Below are 15,188 nucleotides of genomic sequence, written 5' to 3' on the forward strand. Positions count from 1 at the left end.
ATGCGCCCATCCTAGATGAGTGATTTCCGGGTCTCCGGAGCCCGACGAGCGGTGCGGAGTTCGGTGGGGCCGGCGAGCCCACCAAGGCGAGACCACGCTGCCCTCCGACTGCGCGTCGTCACTGCACTACCGATTCTGGACGGTGCTGGCGAATCTGGACAGTGCGGTTCAAGTAGCGCCAGCGCAGTCCCGATACGACAGACTCACGGAAGAACGCCAGCGGCGCCAACTCGGCTCGACGACCGGGCAGGCATACGGCCACCCAGCGGCTGGGCCTCCGGGCGGGCAACCGTGCCGCGCCGAACTCCGCGAACCGACCGCAACCGGACGACGCGCCTCCCCAGACGTGACGAAATCGACACAATCGAGAACCCGCGTAACACGGGGGAAACATTCGGTTGATCGTCGGGCAATGTCATGTCCTTACCGTCGAAACCAACGATTCGCACCCGGCACGCGAGAGAATGCCTGTGTGAGTTGCCGGGCCAGAGAGGTTCTGGCCCACCCGAGTAAGGAGTACGGCGCACGTGTACACCACGAACGAAGAACTGCTCGAAGGAATCAAGGCCGAGGGCGTCGAGTACGTCGACATCCGGTTCTGCGATCTCCCCGGCACCATGCAGCACTTCTCGATCCCCGCGGAGGCGTTCAACGAGGACGTCTTCGAAGAGGGACTGGCCTTCGACGGATCGTCGGTCCGCGGCTTCCAGTCGATCGACGAGTCCGACATGATGCTGCTGCCCGACCCGGCGACGGCGCGGATCGACCCGTTCCGCAAGGCCAAGACGATGAACGTCAGCTTCTTCGTGCACGACCCGTTCACCCGTGAGGCCTACTCGCGCGACCCGCGCAACGTCGCCCGCAAGGCCCAGGACTACCTGACCTCGACCGGCATCGCCGACACCTGCTTCTTCGGCGCCGAGGCCGAGTTCTACATCTTCGACGGCGTCTCGTACGGCTCGGACATGAACGGCACCTTCTACAAGGTGGAGTCGGAGTCGGGCGCCTGGCGCGCCAAGGAGGAGTTCGACCTCGACGGCACCCCGAACCTCGGCTACAAGGTCCGCCCCAAGGGCGGTTACTTCCCCGTCGCCCCGTACGACCACTACGTCGACCTGCGCGATGAGATGTCGACCAACCTGATCAACTCGGGCTTCACCCTGGAGCGCGGCCACCACGAGGTGGGCACCGGCGGCCAGGCCGAGATCAACTACAAGTTCAACACGCTGCTGCACGCCGCGGACGACGTCCAGCTGTTCAAGTACATCATCAAGAACACCGGCTGGCAGAACGGCAAGTCCGTCACCTTCATGCCGAAGCCGCTGTTCGGTGACAACGGCTCGGGCATGCACGCGCACCAGTCGCTCTGGAAGGACGGCAAGCCGCTGTTCTACGACGAGTCCGGCTACGGCGGTCTGTCGGACCTGGCCCGCTTCTACATCGGCGGCATCCTGCACCACGCCCCGAGCCTGCTGGCCTTCACCAACCCGACGATCAACTCGTACAAGCGCCTGGTGCCCGGCTACGAGGCCCCGATCAACCTGGTGTACAGCCAGCGCAACCGTTCGGCCTGTGTGCGCATCCCGATCACCGGCAACAACGCCAAGGCCAAGCGCATCGAGTTCCGCTGCCCGGATAGCTCGGGTAACCCGTACCTGGCGTTCGCCGCGATGATGATGGCCGGCCTGGACGGCATCAAGAACAAGATCGAGCCGCACGAGCCGGTCGACAAGGATCTCTACGAGCTTCCGCCGGAGGAGGCCAAGGGCATCCCGCAGGCCCCGACCTCGCTGGCCGACGTCATCGACCGCCTCGAAGAGGACCACGATTACCTCACCACCGGTGGCGTCTTCACCGAGGACCTCATCGAGACCTGGGTCGCCTACAAGCGGGAGAACGAGATCCTCCCGACCCAGATCCGCCCGCACCCCTACGAGTTCAGCCTCTACTACGACTGCTGACCTCATCGGTCCACCGCGTCGGCCCGCTCCCCTTCCCGGAGAGCGGGCCGACGCGCGTGTGCGCACGAGTATGGGACGACGACCTGGTACGGCGCACTGGTAGCCTGGCCGAAGCTCGGCGGGGAGGACACCGAGCGACGATTCCGATTAACCAGGACACCGATGGCTAAGCACAGGGCGAGCGACCGGCCCGACGACCAGCCACCCTTCTGGATGCGGCAGCCACCGCCCGGCCCGGTCGCCTCCACGACGGTCCAGCAACCCCGCACTCCGGCCGCCTCCACGACGGTCGAGCGGGGCGTCGCCCCGAACTCGCGCGACGCAGCCCGCGACGACGCGCGGTCGAACGATCCAGACCACCCGTCGGCACCCGCGCCGAGGCCCGCGCCGGCCGCCCGGCCCCGGCGCTCACGACTCCCCTGGGCCCGCGCGGCCCTCGGTATCGCCGGCATCGCGATCATCGCGACCGCCTCGGTCTTCCTCGTCCATCACGAACCGCCCCGGCAGAAGCCGCGCGTGGCGGCCCCTGCCCCGTCACTGCCCGACGCCGAGGCTCGCAGGCAACTGCAGGCCGGATTCGCCGCCCTCGACCTGAAGGTCCCGGTCGGCGTCGCGATCGTGCCGGTCGGCGGCGGGGGTATCCCGATCCTTCTAGGCGACCAGGAACCGCAGGACGCGTGGTCGACCATCAAGGTGCCCCTGGCGCTCGCCGCCGAACGCCGCAACGGCGAGAACCGCACCGAGACCAAGGCGGTCATCGACTCCGACAACCGCTCGGCGCGCCTCCTCACCCGCTCGCTCGGCACCCCGGCGGAGGCCACCGCGGCCGTCACCGACGTCCTCCGGGAGGGCGGCGACCGGGGCACCGTCGTGCAGCCGGCCGCCGACGACGGCGAGTGGCCGCACCTGGGCGAGACCACCTGGACCCTCACCGACTCCGCCGTCTGGACCGCGCACCTTCCGTGCATGCCGGGCAGCGAGCACGTCCTCGACCTGATGGCGCATGTCGCACCCACCCAGGACTGGGGCCTGAACAAGATTCCCGGCGACCGCACCGCTGTCAAGGGCGGCTGGGGCGTCGACGAGGGCGACGAGGGCTATCTGGTCCGTCAGATCGGCCTCACCACGCTGAACGACGGCAAGCGGGTCGCGGTCTCGATGAGCGCGCACGAGCCGAAGATGACCTTCGACGCCGGGGCGATCGCCCTCAACACCGTCGGCCACTGGCTGGGCGACAACCTGACCCTGCTGCCGGGCGGGTCGTGCCCGGGCGCCGGCGGCTGATCCGGTATCAAAGACAGCGACTGCTCACTCTGAGCGACAACCACGAACGCCGCGGCACGTTGTCGCTCAGAGTGGGCAGCGATCGATAAGTTTCACCGAACGCTGCGAACGACCTCCTGCCCGGTGACACCGGACGGCTCCGGCACCGAACACCTCGCCGACCGACGCCGCACCCTGACCGCCCGGTAAGGTGGCCTCCCATGAGAAAGACCTCCCTCCTGCTGGTTCCCGCCGCCTGTGCACTGCTGCTCACCGGGTGTTCCTCGGATCACGCCAAGTCGTACGACCCGAGCAACACGTCGTGCCCCAGCACCGACGCGCCGGACAACACCAAGACGCAGTGGACGGTGAAGGGCACCACCGGCGAGGCGCGGATCGCCGCAGGCACCGACGAGCACGGCCCCGTCATCAACGTCACCACCCCGTTCGCCGTGAACGAGACCCAGGTCCAGACCCTCACCACCGGCGATGGCCCGGTCGTCAAGGAGGGCGACACCGTCTACGTCTGCTACGAGGGCGTCAACGGCCGCACCGGCGACGTCTTCGACTCCAGCTACGGGCGCGGCGAGGCCACCAGCTTTCCCGCTCAGCAGCCCAGCGCCACGCAGAGTGGTGTGATCCCCGGATTTGTCAAGGCCCTCGTCGGCCAGAAGGGCGGTTCACACGTCGGCGCGGTCATCCCGTCGGAGGACGGTTACCCACAGGGCACGCCGGACGGCTCGATCAAGCCGGGCGACACCATTGTCTTCGAGATGAAGATCGCTCGCGTCGGCGACTGACTCGGCCTCACGAGAGGGCATGACGAGAGGGCAACGGGAACGACATAGCTCTCTAGACCGGCAGATGCGGGGCGTGCGAGAACAACCGTCGACCGCTCGTCCGCCGCGGACTTACGGCTCATTTCACTGCATCGGCGGCAGATGTCCGACGCCGACCACATCGTGCAGGATCCGATGTACCACGGCGTCGGGCCGCATGCGGTAGCGCATGGTGCGGCCGTCCCGGTCGGCCAGGGCCCATCCCTGATCACGCAGCGCCCGAAGGGACTGGGAGGCGGCGTTCTCGGTGATCCCGACACGAGCCGCCAACTCCGACACCGAGGAGTCAGGGAGTGCGTGCATCTCGATCAGTAGGGCCAGCCGGGTCGGATCACTCAGGAGTGCAAATCGCGCAGCCCAATGCTCCACTTCGTCGGCAGTCAGCTGCGCGGCAGACCGCACCGCCGCCGTGTCGGCCGTGTCGGCTGTTTCAGCCGCGTCGGCCGCGCCGCTGTGCGCCATGAGACCTCCTCTTGTCCGCCTCATACTGACCGGATCGAGACCGGTTCCGCAATATCTGACCGAAGGCACATATGTCCGTGTAGACATATACGTGTGTGGATCACCAAACCCCCCACCAAGCCGCTGCTGGCTACCCTCATGGCGGCGGCGCTCATCCTCACCGGTTGCGCCGGTGACACCGAAAGCCGCAACGACCAGCTGACTCTCGCCGATGCCTACGACCTTGGCCGGTACAACCCTATGCTCGGATACGGGTCGCTCGGCGTTTCGCCGATCTACGAATCATTGCTGGCACCGTCGGCGTCCGACGACGAGCGCATCCCGGACCTGGTTCCGGTACTCGCCGCGCAGAAGCCGATCAAGACCGCACCGCGTACATGGCGGGTGCGCCTGCGCGATAAGATCCGGTTCTCCGATGGCACGGCCTTCGACTCCGCCGATGTAGTGGCGACCTACGCGGCGATGACCGACCCGGCGGTCGCCGCGGACATCTCGACCCAGGCCGGACCCGTTTCCGAGGTGACGGCCGACGGCCCCGATGCGGTCATCGTGCGAATGGATACCGAGGCCGACCCTTCTCCCTACCTGCTGGTCGGCATCGTGCCCTCCGAACGCGTGGAGAAGCGACCCGCCGCGCAATGGGCGCTCAACACCTCGCCGGTCGGCACCGGGCCGTACCGGCTCGATTCACTGCGTCCAGATCAGGCCGTGCTCGTCGCCCGCGACGACTACTGGCGCGGTAAGCCGACGCTGCGCCGAGTGGTGTACACCGCTGCGCCGGATGACAATTCACGCGCACAACGCGTCGCGGCCGGGGAGATCGACGGCGCCGGCCTGCCACCCAGGCTCGCCCAGAGCTTGCGCGGGCGATCCGGCATCGACGTCGTCTCGGTCAACAGCGCGGACTGGCGCGGCGTGAGCCTTCCCCGCGGTAACGCCTTCGCCGCCGATCCTGCGGCGCGACGAGCGATGAACCTTGGCGTCGACCGCGCGGCCCTGGTCGACGGGGTTCTGGCTGGAGCCGGCGCCCCGGCGAGCACGCCCATCTCGCCGGCTTATGGGCCGGCCTACGAACCGCGCGCACAGTTCGGATTCGAGTCCGGGGCTGCCGCCAGGCTGCTCGATGAGTCGGGCTGGCGCGCCGGCCGCGACGGAATCCGGGCCAAGGACGGCACAGCGGCGCGCTTCACCCTGCTCTATAACGCCGACGACACGCTGCGCCGGGACCTCGCCGTCGCCTTCGCCGCGGCGATGAAGCCGATCGGGATCCGGGTAGAGCCCAAGGGCGTCAGCTGGGATGCCATCGATACTCGTCTCAACGACGACGCCGTGATGCTCGGCGGCGGCGAGACTCCGTACAGCATCGATTCGCAGATCTACGACGCGCTGCACACCCAGGTGCCCGGCGGCTCGCGATACTCCAACCCGGGAGATTTCACCGCTCCCGGGCTCGATGAGCTCCTGGAGCAGGCACGCCGGAGCGCCGCCGGCCCGGCAAACGATACCCGCTACCGGCGTATTCAAACCCTGTACGCCGAGCAGCCGTCTTCGGTCTTCCTGGTCTTTCTGCGGCACACCTACGCCGCCCGCAGCGCGGGTTGGACCCACGCTGCACCGATACTCGAGCCGCACGCGCACGGAGTCGTCTGGGGACCGTGGTGGAACCTGCCGTCCTGGCACCCGAGCGGATCATGACAACCCCGTCCGTCCGGTCCGCACCCGCACTCAGCGGTCCGTTCGACACCGAGGAGACCACAGCCGCCGCTGTAGCGCCTCCGCGCAGCCGCTTCTGGCGGGCGCGGCGAACGGGCTGGTTACTTGCGCGCCGCACACTCCTCGCGATCCCCTCCGTTGTCGCTATTTCTTTCGCGATCTTCGCGGTGGCCGCGGCGTCGCCTTTCGATCCGCTCACCGCGTACCTGGGCGGTCGCTACCAGAACGCCACCGTGGCGCAGCGGGAAATGATGACCGCGGCCTACCACACGGATCAGAGCTGGGTCGCCGCCTGGTGGCAGTGGTGGGTCGACCTGTTCCACGGCCGGCTGGGGTTCTCCTCGACGCAGTCGCAGCCGGTCACCACCGTGCTCGCCGAACGACTGCCGTTCACCTTCTCCATGGCGCTGATCTCCCTCCTGCTCGCCGCTGCGATCTCCCTGGTGCTCGGCGCGGTGATCGGGATGCGCCGCGGCGGACTCCTCGACCGCGGCTGCTCAGCACTCGCCGCGCTGGCGGCCTCGACCCCGCCATTCGTCGTGTCACTGGTTCTAGTGGTCGTCTTCGCGGTGACACTCGGATGGTTTCCAACCTCGGGCGCCCGAGCGCCAGGCGACGAGTACACCGCGATCGGGCTGATCGCCCACGGTGTGCTGCCGACCATCGCGCTCACCGTGTCGATGATCCCGTGGATGCTCCTGACGATGCGGGCCGCTGTGGTCGAGGCCACGGGCTCGGACGCAGTGTTCGCCGCGCGCGCCCGGGGCGTTGACAAGCAGACCCTGCTGCTAGGTCACATCGCGCCGATGTCGGCGCTCCCCACCGTGGCACTGATCGGCACCCGGCTGCCCGAGCTGCTTGCCGGCGCAGCCATTGTGGAGGCCGTCTTCGGCTGGCCGGGGCTAGCTCAGGCACTCGTCGAGTCCGCGGTCGCTCTCGACTTCCCGCTCCTGGCCGCCTTAGCCGTCGGCTCGGCCGTGCTGGTCTTGGCCGGATCGGCATTGTCCGACGCGGCCGCAGTGTGGCTCGATCCCCGAATCGAGATGACCGCATGATGGGCGCGCCGCACTGGTTGCGACGGCGCGATCGTGCTGCCGCTACCCCACCGCCCGGAGCGGGAAGCGGAGCGACCACGGGAACGACCACCTCGGCCGTCGGTCGGGTGCGGGCGGCCGTGTCCTCGCCGAGCGTGCTGACGCTGATCGCGGTTGTCCTACTGACCGTAATCGTGCCCGCAGCCGCCGGCGACCAGGCACCCGACTTCGCCCGGGCGCTGCTGCCTCCGGGCAACGGCGGATTGGCGGGCACCGACCACTCCGGCTACGACCTCGCCATACGCACCGCGGAAGGCCTGCGCATCTCATTGCTCATCGCCGCGGCATGTGCCGTGCTCTCCACGGCGATCGGGCTGATCGTCGGCCTCTCTGCGGCGACGATCGGCGGCTGGTTCGACGCACTGTCCATGCGCCTGGTCGACGGCGTCAACGCCCTTCCGCACCTGGTGGTCGGCCTCGTGATCGCCGCGATGTGGCGCGGTGCGCCGCTGGCGATCATCGCCTCCATCGCGCTCACGCACTGGCCCGCCGTGGCCCGCGTGGTCCGCGCCGAGTTGCTCGGCTCGAGGTCGGCGGGGTGGATCGAGTCGGCACGATTAGCGGGCGCCGGACGCTATTTCGTGGCCCGGCATCATCTCTTGCCCGCCGTCACCGGGCAGGCGCTCGTCGCCATGATCGTCCTGTTACCGCACGCCATCTGGCACGAGACCGTCCTGTCGTTCCTCGGCGTGGGGCTGTCCCCGGACCGCGCGAGCCTGGGCACTCTGCTCGGTGACGCCCGCGGCGATGTGCTCACTGGCGCCTGGTGGACTCTGGTGGTTCCCGGACTGGCACTTATCGTGACTGCGCTGGCGGTGACCCGGGCGGTCTTCGTCCTTCGCCGCGTCAGTGCCCCTCCCGTCGGGCGGGTCTGGTGAAGGCAGCCGCGCGGCGACCGGTAGCGCAGGTGAGTTCACTGACTGTCGACATCGCGACCAGCGCGCACCGGCGCTCCCCGCGGGTCCGCGTCCTGGACACGATGAGCCTGGCCGTGTGCACAGGCGAGGTCACCGTCTTGGTCGGCGAGTCCGGGTGCGGAAAGTCGATGGTGGCAGCCGCGCTGTGCGGCCTGCTCCCCCCGGGCTGCACCGTCACCGGCAGCGTTCGTATCGACCAGACCACGCTGACGCACGACGATCCGGCATGGGACCGCCTCCGCGGCCGCGTGGTCGGCCTGGTTCCGCAGTCCTCGTCAACGTCGTTCACCCCGGTACGCACGGTGCGATCTCAACTACGCGAAGTGGTTTCCGTGCTCGACGGACCGGGGTCTTTCGAGCAACTGTGCGATCTGGTGCGGTTGCCGCGCGGCGCCCTCGATCTGTACCCGCACGAGTTGTCCGGCGGAATGGCTCAGCGAGCGGCGATCGCCGCCGCGATCGCCGGCAACCCTGCGGTGGTGGTCGCCGACGAACCGACGTCCGCGCTGGACCCTGAACTCGCCCACACCGTCTGGGAGTTACTGGCCCGGCTCGCCCGTCGCGGCACCGCAGTCCTGGCCATCACGCACGATCTCGACTCGCTTCGGCGGGCCGGAATCGACCCCGCGGTGGCGGTGATGCGCCACGGCCGGCTGCTGAATCAGACCCGCGCGGGCCATTTCCTCGCCGATCCGCCGGCCGCGCCGAGCCCGACACCGGACACCGAAGAGTGCGACGACGAGGTCTATCTGCGCGCATTCTTCAGCGAGGTGCACTGATGGCCGAAGGTATCAGGGGCGCCGGTATCGGTGTGGCTTTCGCGGGCCGCACCGTACTCGCGGACATCGACTGCACGGTTGTCCCGGGCGCCATGACCGGCATCCTCGGCCCGTCCGGAAGCGGCAAGACCACGCTCCTGCGGACACTCGCCGGCCTACAACCGATCAGTCGCGGATCGCTCACCTACGACGGCTCCCCCTCCCCCGCGCCGGCGTCGATCGCGCTCTTGGCCCAGTCACCACGCCAGGCGTGCAATCCACGCTGGACGGTCCGCGAGATCATCGCCGAACCCGCGCGGGTCGCCCGGACGCCGCCCCCGGAGATCGCCGAAATCGCCGCCCGGGTCGGTCTGTCCACGGGCCTGCTAGACCGGTACCCGGGGCAGCTGAGCGACGGGCAATTGCAGCGCGCCTGCGTGGCACGGGTGTTGGTCCAAGAGCCGTCATACCTGCTGTGCGACGAGCCCACCGCCATGCTCGACCCGGTCGCGACGCGCGCGATCATCGGGCTGATCGACGGGCTGGTCGATGCGGGAGTCGGGGCTGCGCTGGTCTCGCATGATCACCGGCTCGTGCGGGCGCGATGTGCTTCCGTCCTGATCACCAGCTGACCGACGGCGCGCACACCGAACCGACGCGGGCACGCGCCACGCCGGACGACTCAGACGGTGAGCACTCGAGACCGATCCACCGGTCCCACGAGCGTCACGCCCCGAACACCTCGGTCACCACGCCCTTGGCTCGCCGGGTGACCCGCAGGTAGTGCTCCAGGAACTCCGCGGCCTCGTCCTGCGGCCAGCCGGCCGCGTAGGCGATGGCCCGGAGTTCCCGGCCCGGTCCCGGCAGCTGGTCGACGGGTTTGCCGCGCACCAGGACCAGGGCGTTGCGCGCCCGTGTCGCCGTCAGCCACGCGTCCTTGAGCATGGCGACCTGATCCTCCGGGATCAGCCCCGCCTCCCCGATCGCGTCGAGCGTCTCCACGGTCGACGTGCGGTGCAGCGCGGGATAACGGTGGGCGTAGCGCAGCTGCATCAGCTGCACGGTCCACTCGACGTCGGCCAGGCCGCCGCGCCCGAGCTTGGTGTGCGTCATCGGGTCGGCGCCGCGCGGCAGCCGCTCGGCGTCGACCCGCGCCTTGATCCGCCGGATCTCGCGCACCGCCTCCGGCGACACCCCGCCGTCCGGGTACCGGATCTCGTCGATCATGTGCAGGAATTCCAGACCCAGGCCGGGATCGCCGGCGCAGGCGTGCGCCCGCAGCAGCGCCTGCACCTCCCACGCCTGCGCCCACTGGTGGTAGTAGGCCCGGTACGACGCCAGGGTGCGCACGATCGGCCCGTTCTTGCCCTCCGGCCGCAGCCCCACGTCCACCTCGAGCGGCGGATCGGCGCTCGGTGTACCGAGGAGCGAGCGCACGCTGTCGGCGACGTTCTGCGCCCAGCGCAGCGCGACCGTCTCGTCGGCGCCCGCCACCGGATCGCAGACGAACAGCACGTCGGCGTCCGACCCGTAGCCGAGTTCACCGCCGCCGAGGCGGCCCATTCCGATCACCGCCATCCGGGCCGGTGCGGGGGCGCCGGTCTCCGCGGCGGTCGCGGCCATCACCTTCTCCAGCGCGGCGTCGATCACCGCCGCCCACACCGTCGACAGCGCCCGGCACACCTCCTGGACGTCCATCAGGCCGAGCAGGTCGGCCGAAGCGATGCGCGCCAGTTCGGCACGACGATGCGAGCGCGCCACGGCGATCGCCTTGCGCGGATCGGAGTGCCGCCGCATCGAGGCGATCAGGCCCTTGACGACGTCCTCCGAGGTCACCTCGCACAGCTTCGGCCCGGTAGCGCCCGTCGAATACAGCTGGATCACGTCGGGTGAGCGCATCAGCAGGTCGGCGATGTACTCGGAGGTGCCCAGCACGTGCATCAGGCGTTCGGCGACGACGCCGTCGTCGCGCAGCAGGCGCAGGAACCAGTCGGCGCCGATCAGCTCGTCGCACAGGCGCCGGTAGTTGAGCAGGCCGGCGTCCGGGTCGGGCGTGTCGCTGATGTGCTGCAGCAGGCTCGGCAGGATGAGCATCTGCACCTGGCCGCGTCGGCCCGGGGCCGAGCCGAGCGCCTTGATGTGCGCCAGGGCGCGTTCGGGCTGGGCGTAGCCGAGGGCGGCCAGCTGCCGTTCGGCCGATTTGTTGTGCAGGTACAGCGAGTCCTTGTCGAAGCGGGTCACCGCCTCCAGCAGCGGCCGGTAGAACAGCTTCTCGTGCAGCTGGCGCACCCGTGTCCGCTGCTGCCGCAGGTCGCGCCGCAGCACCTCGGCGGCCACCAGCGATCGCTCCGGCCGGATGTGCGCGGCCCGCGCCAGCCAGCGCATCGCCGCGTCGTCGGCCGGATCGGGCAGCAGATGCGTGCGCGAGAGCCGCTGCAGTTGCAGCCGGTGTTCCAGCAGGCGGAGGAACTCGTAGGAGGCGTGCAGGTTCGCGCCGTCGGTGCGGCCCATGTACGCCTTGCGGGTGAGCACGCCGATCGCTTCCAGGGTCGACCGCACGTGCAGCGACTCGTCGGCGCGGCCGTGCACCATCTGCATCAGCTGCACCGCGAATTCCACGTCGCGCAGGCCACCGCGGCCGAGCTTGAGGTTCCGCTCCTTCTCGGTGTCGGGCACCAGCGACTCGACCCGGCGGCGCATGGCCTGCACGTCGGTCACGAAGTCGTCGCGCTCGGCCGCCGACCAGACCATCGGTCCGGTCGCCGCGGCGTAGTCGGCGCCCAGCGCCATGTCGCCGGTCATCGGCCGTGCCTTGAGGAGCGCCTGGAACTCCCAGGTCTTGGCCCACCGCTGGTAGTACGCGAGGTGCGACTCCAGCGTGCGCGTCATCGCCCCGCGCTTGCCTTCGGGCCGCAGGGCGGCATCGACCTCGAAGAAGGCGAGCGAGCCGACCCGCATCATCTCGCCGGCGAGGCGGGCCGAGGTGGTGTCGGCCGGTTCCGCGACGAAGACGACGTCGACGTCGCTGACGTAGTTGAGTTCGCGCGCCCCGCACTTGCCCATCGCGATCACCGCCAAGCGCGTGGTCAGCGGTTTGTCGCCGAGCACCTCCCGGATCGCGACCGCGAGCGCCGCGGTCAGCGCCGCGTCGGCGAAGTCGGCCAGGTGCCCGCCCACCTGCGGCAGGTAGAGCACCGGCTCGTCCTCGACGGTCGCCGCCAGGTCCTGGGCGGCCAGCCGCAGCAGCAGATTCCGGTACGCCACGCGCAGCCGGCCGATCGCCTGCGGGCCGGTCACCTCGGCCCGGAACAGCAGGCTCCCCGCGGTCTGATCCGGCTCCGGCTCGGCGCCGACCGAGGCCAGCATCTCCGTCCGCGCCTGCTCCGCCGTCGGCAGGTCCCGGGGCAGCAGGTGCCGCCAGACGCCGGGTTCGGCCACCAGGTGATCGCCGAGGGCGTCGGACGCGCCGAAGACGGCGAACAGGCGCCCGCGGAAGGTCTTGTCGGTGCGGATCAGCTCGTCGATCTCGGCCCAGTCCGCGGCATCGGCGGCCTGCCGGAACCGCACCAGCGCTTTCAGCGCCAGATCGGCGTCGGCGGCGCGGGAGAGCGCCCACAGCACACCGACGGAGGCCTCGTCGTACCAGCCGAGAGTGTCCAGGTCCGCCCGGGCGGTGGCCTCCAGGAGCCCGAGCCGACCGGGACTCGGTACCGCCGACCGTCCACCCATCGAAGTCACGTCAGTCAGACTAGACCGCTCGAGAGGTCAGAGCGGCAGGTAGTGCTGCAGCTCGAACGGGGTCACCTGACCGCGGTAGTCCGACCACTCACGCCACTTGTTGCGGAGGAAGTAGTCGAAGACGTGCTCGCCGAGCGCCTCGGCCACCAGCTCGGACCGCTCCATCTGGTGCAGGGCCTCCGACAGCGAGTTCGGCAGTTCGCGGTAGCCCATGGCACGCCGCTCCGCGGGGGTCAGCGCCCACACGTTGTCCTCGGCCTCCTCGGGCAGCTCGTAGCCCTCGGAGATGCCGCGCAGACCGGCCGCGAGCAGCACCGCGAAGGTCAGGTACGGGTTGCAGGCCGAATCGGGGGTCCGGATCTCGACCCGCCGCGACGACGACTTGTTCGGCGTGTACAGCGGCAGGCGCACCATCGCCGAGCGGTTGGCCCGCCCCCACGTCGCCGCGGTCGGCGCCTCGCCGCCGTGCACCAGCCGCCGGTAGCTGTTGACCCACTGGTTGGTCACCGCGCTGATCTCGTTGGCGTGCGTGAGGATGCCGGCGATGAACTGTTTGCCGGTGGCCGAGAGCTGCATCGGGTCGTCCGGGTTGTGGAAGGCGTTCGACTCGCCCTCGAACAGGCTCATGTGCGTGTGCATCGCCGAACCGGGGTGATCGCTGAACGGCTTGGGCATGAACGTGGCGCGCACGCCGTCGCCGATCGCCACCTCCTTGACCAGGTAACGGAAGGTCATCACGTTGTCGGCCATGGACAGCGCATCGGCGTAGCGCAGGTCGATCTCCTGCTGGCCGGGGCCACCCTCGTGGTGGCTGAACTCCACCGAGATGCCCATCGATTCGAGCGCCTCGATGGCGTGGCGGCGGAAGTTCGGGGCGGCGTCGTGCGTCGTCTGATCGAAGTAGCCGCCGTTGTCGGCCGGGACCGGCACGCTGCCGTCGCCCGGCATGTCCTTGAGCAGGTAGAACTCGATCTCCGGGTGCACATAGCAGGTGAACCCGGCCTCGGCGGCCCGGCTGAGCTGGCGGCGCAGCACGTGCCGCGGGTCGGCCCAGGCGGCGGTGCCGTCGGGCATCGCGATGTCGCAGAACATGCGAGCGGAGTAGTTCCGGCCGTCGCTCTCCCACGGCAGCACCTGGAAGGTCGACGGATCCGGCTTGGCCACCATGTCGGCCTCGAAGACGCGGGAGAAGCCCTCGATCGACGAGCCGTCGAACCCGATGCCCTCGGCGAACGCCCCCTCCAACTCGGCCGGCGCGATCGCCACGGATTTGAGATAGCCCAGGATGTCGGTGAACCACAGCCGTACGAAGCGGATGTCCCGCTCCTCCAGAGTGCGCAGCACGAATTCCTGTTGGCGATCCATGACCGCACCCTATGCCCGGCCTGTTACGCCCGTGTTACGCACGGCGATTCCGGGGACCGCGACCGGGTCTGTGACAAAGACCACCGGACACGACGGTGACGCTCCCGGCCCCCGGTGGAAGAATCGGGGTGTCCACACCAACCCGGGTACCCGCCGAGCGGGACTCGAGGCAGAAATGAGACCAGTCATGTCGGATGCAGCCATCTACGGTTCCACAGACTCCCCCGCGCCGGCCGCCGCGCCGCGACGCAAGACCCGGCTTCAGCACCTCGCCGAATGGAAGGCGGAGGGCCACAAGTGGCCGATGCTGACCGCCTACGACTACTCCACCGCCCGGATCTTCGACGACGCCGAGATCCCCGTTCTTCTCATCGGCGATTCCGCCGCGAACGTCGTGTACGGCTACGACACCACCGTGCCGATCAGCTGCGACGAGCTGATCCCGCTGGTGCGCGCCGTGGTCCGCGGCGCCCCGCACGCGCTGGTGGTGGCCGACCTGCCGTTCGGCAGCTACGAGGTGAGCCCCCAGCAGGCCCTCGAGTCGGCCATCCGGTTCTTCAAGGAGGGCGGCGCCCACGCGGTCAAGATCGAGGGCGGCGAGCGGATCGCCCCGCAGATCGCGGCGCTCACCGCCGCCGGCATCCCGGTGATGGCCCACATCGGCTTCACCCCGCAGAGCGTCAACAACCTGGGCGGCTACCGCGTGCAGGGCCGCGGCGCGGGCTCCGATCAGCTGATCGCCGACGCCATCGCCGTGCAGGAGGCCGGCGCGTTCGCCGTCGTCATGGAGATGGTCCCGGCCGAGCTGGCCGGCCAGATCACCCGCAAGCTCACCATCCCGACCGTCGGCATCGGCGCCGGCCACGAGACCGATGCCCAGGTGCTGGTGTGGCAGGACATGGCGGGCTACACGCACGGCCGGACCGCGAAGTTCGTCAAGCGCTACGCGAACGTCGGCGACCAGTTGCTCGACGCCGCCCGCACCTATCGCGACGAGGTGGCCCGGTCGGTGTTCCCGGCCGCCGAGCACGAGTACTGACGCACGCCACGCCGCGGCCGTCATTCGCCGATAGGGTGG

General features: G+C 69.5%; 12 protein-coding genes. 9 read left to right on the forward strand and 3 right to left on the reverse strand.

The annotated features are described in order from the left end of the window. The first annotated feature begins 527 nt into the window (after positions 1-527). The 3 genes from glnA (MYK68_RS12965) (at position 528) to MYK68_RS12975 (ending at position 4,024) form a co-directional block, all read left to right on the forward strand. Entirely contained in the window at positions 528-1,961 is a 1,434-nt protein-coding gene (gene glnA, locus MYK68_RS12965) for a type I glutamate--ammonia ligase (RefSeq protein ID WP_247864102.1), read from the forward strand. Between the two features lie 162 nt (positions 1,962-2,123). Continuing rightward, positions 2,124-3,245 carry a serine hydrolase gene (locus MYK68_RS12970; RefSeq protein WP_247864103.1) on the forward strand — a complete coding sequence of 374 codons (1,122 nt, stop codon included), beginning with the start codon at positions 2,124-2,126 and terminating at the stop codon, positions 3,243-3,245. 200 nt (positions 3,246-3,445) lie between these two features. Beyond that, a complete protein-coding gene (locus MYK68_RS12975) occupies positions 3,446-4,024 on the forward strand; it encodes an FKBP-type peptidyl-prolyl cis-trans isomerase (RefSeq protein WP_247864104.1) in 579 nt (192 codons plus the stop codon). A gap of 123 nt (positions 4,025-4,147) precedes the next feature. Here the strand turns inward: MYK68_RS12975 and MYK68_RS12980 are convergent, their stop codons facing one another. Further along, entirely contained in the window at positions 4,148-4,447 is a 300-nt protein-coding gene (locus MYK68_RS12980) for an ArsR/SmtB family transcription factor (protein ID WP_247868049.1), read from the reverse strand. Between the two features lie 216 nt (positions 4,448-4,663). On the opposite strand from MYK68_RS12980, the gene MYK68_RS12985 reads away from it, so the two are divergent. The 5 genes from MYK68_RS12985 (at position 4,664) to MYK68_RS13005 (ending at position 9,639) form a co-directional block, all read left to right on the forward strand. Then, complete coding sequence (locus MYK68_RS12985; protein ID WP_247868050.1) at positions 4,664-6,220, forward strand: ABC transporter substrate-binding protein; 1,557 nt, start codon at positions 4,664-4,666, stop codon at positions 6,218-6,220. After that, positions 6,217-7,293, forward strand: coding sequence for an ABC transporter permease (locus tag MYK68_RS12990; RefSeq protein WP_247864105.1), 1,077 nt, complete (start codon positions 6,217-6,219; stop codon positions 7,291-7,293). Before MYK68_RS12985 ends, MYK68_RS12990 begins: the two co-directional genes overlap by 4 nt. A 119-nt stretch (positions 7,294-7,412) precedes the next feature. Next, a complete protein-coding gene (locus tag MYK68_RS12995) occupies positions 7,413-8,210 on the forward strand; it encodes an ABC transporter permease (RefSeq protein WP_502798333.1) in 798 nt (265 codons plus the stop codon). Between the two features lie 29 nt (positions 8,211-8,239). Beyond that, positions 8,240-9,028 carry an ATP-binding cassette domain-containing protein gene (locus MYK68_RS13000; RefSeq protein ID WP_247864107.1) on the forward strand — a complete coding sequence of 263 codons (789 nt, stop codon included), beginning with the start codon at positions 8,240-8,242 and terminating at the stop codon, positions 9,026-9,028. After that, positions 9,028-9,639 carry an ABC transporter ATP-binding protein gene (locus MYK68_RS13005; protein WP_247864108.1) on the forward strand — a complete coding sequence of 204 codons (612 nt, stop codon included), beginning with the start codon at positions 9,028-9,030 and terminating at the stop codon, positions 9,637-9,639. Before MYK68_RS13000 ends, MYK68_RS13005 begins: the two co-directional genes overlap by 1 nt. Positions 9,640-9,733: 94 nt before the next feature. Here MYK68_RS13005 and MYK68_RS13010 read toward each other — a convergent pair whose 3' ends face one another. After that, positions 9,734-12,736, reverse strand: coding sequence for a bifunctional [glutamine synthetase] adenylyltransferase/[glutamine synthetase]-adenylyl-L-tyrosine phosphorylase (locus MYK68_RS13010; protein ID WP_247868051.1), 3,003 nt, complete (start codon positions 12,734-12,736; stop codon positions 9,734-9,736). 36 nt (positions 12,737-12,772) lie between these two features. Beyond that, complete coding sequence (glnA, locus tag MYK68_RS13015) at positions 12,773-14,110, reverse strand: type I glutamate--ammonia ligase (RefSeq protein ID WP_247864109.1); 1,338 nt, start codon at positions 14,108-14,110, stop codon at positions 12,773-12,775. A gap of 187 nt (positions 14,111-14,297) precedes the next feature. Here glnA (MYK68_RS13015) and panB point away from each other — a divergent pair, with 187 nt between their 5' ends. Continuing rightward, complete coding sequence (gene panB / locus MYK68_RS13020) at positions 14,298-15,149, forward strand: 3-methyl-2-oxobutanoate hydroxymethyltransferase (RefSeq protein WP_247864110.1); 852 nt, start codon at positions 14,298-14,300, stop codon at positions 15,147-15,149. The last annotated feature ends 39 nt before the right edge of the window (positions 15,150-15,188 follow it).

Origin of the sequence: Gordonia sp. PP30, assembly GCF_023100845.1 — a bacterium.
GTDB lineage: Bacteria > Actinomycetota > Actinomycetes > Mycobacteriales > Mycobacteriaceae > Gordonia.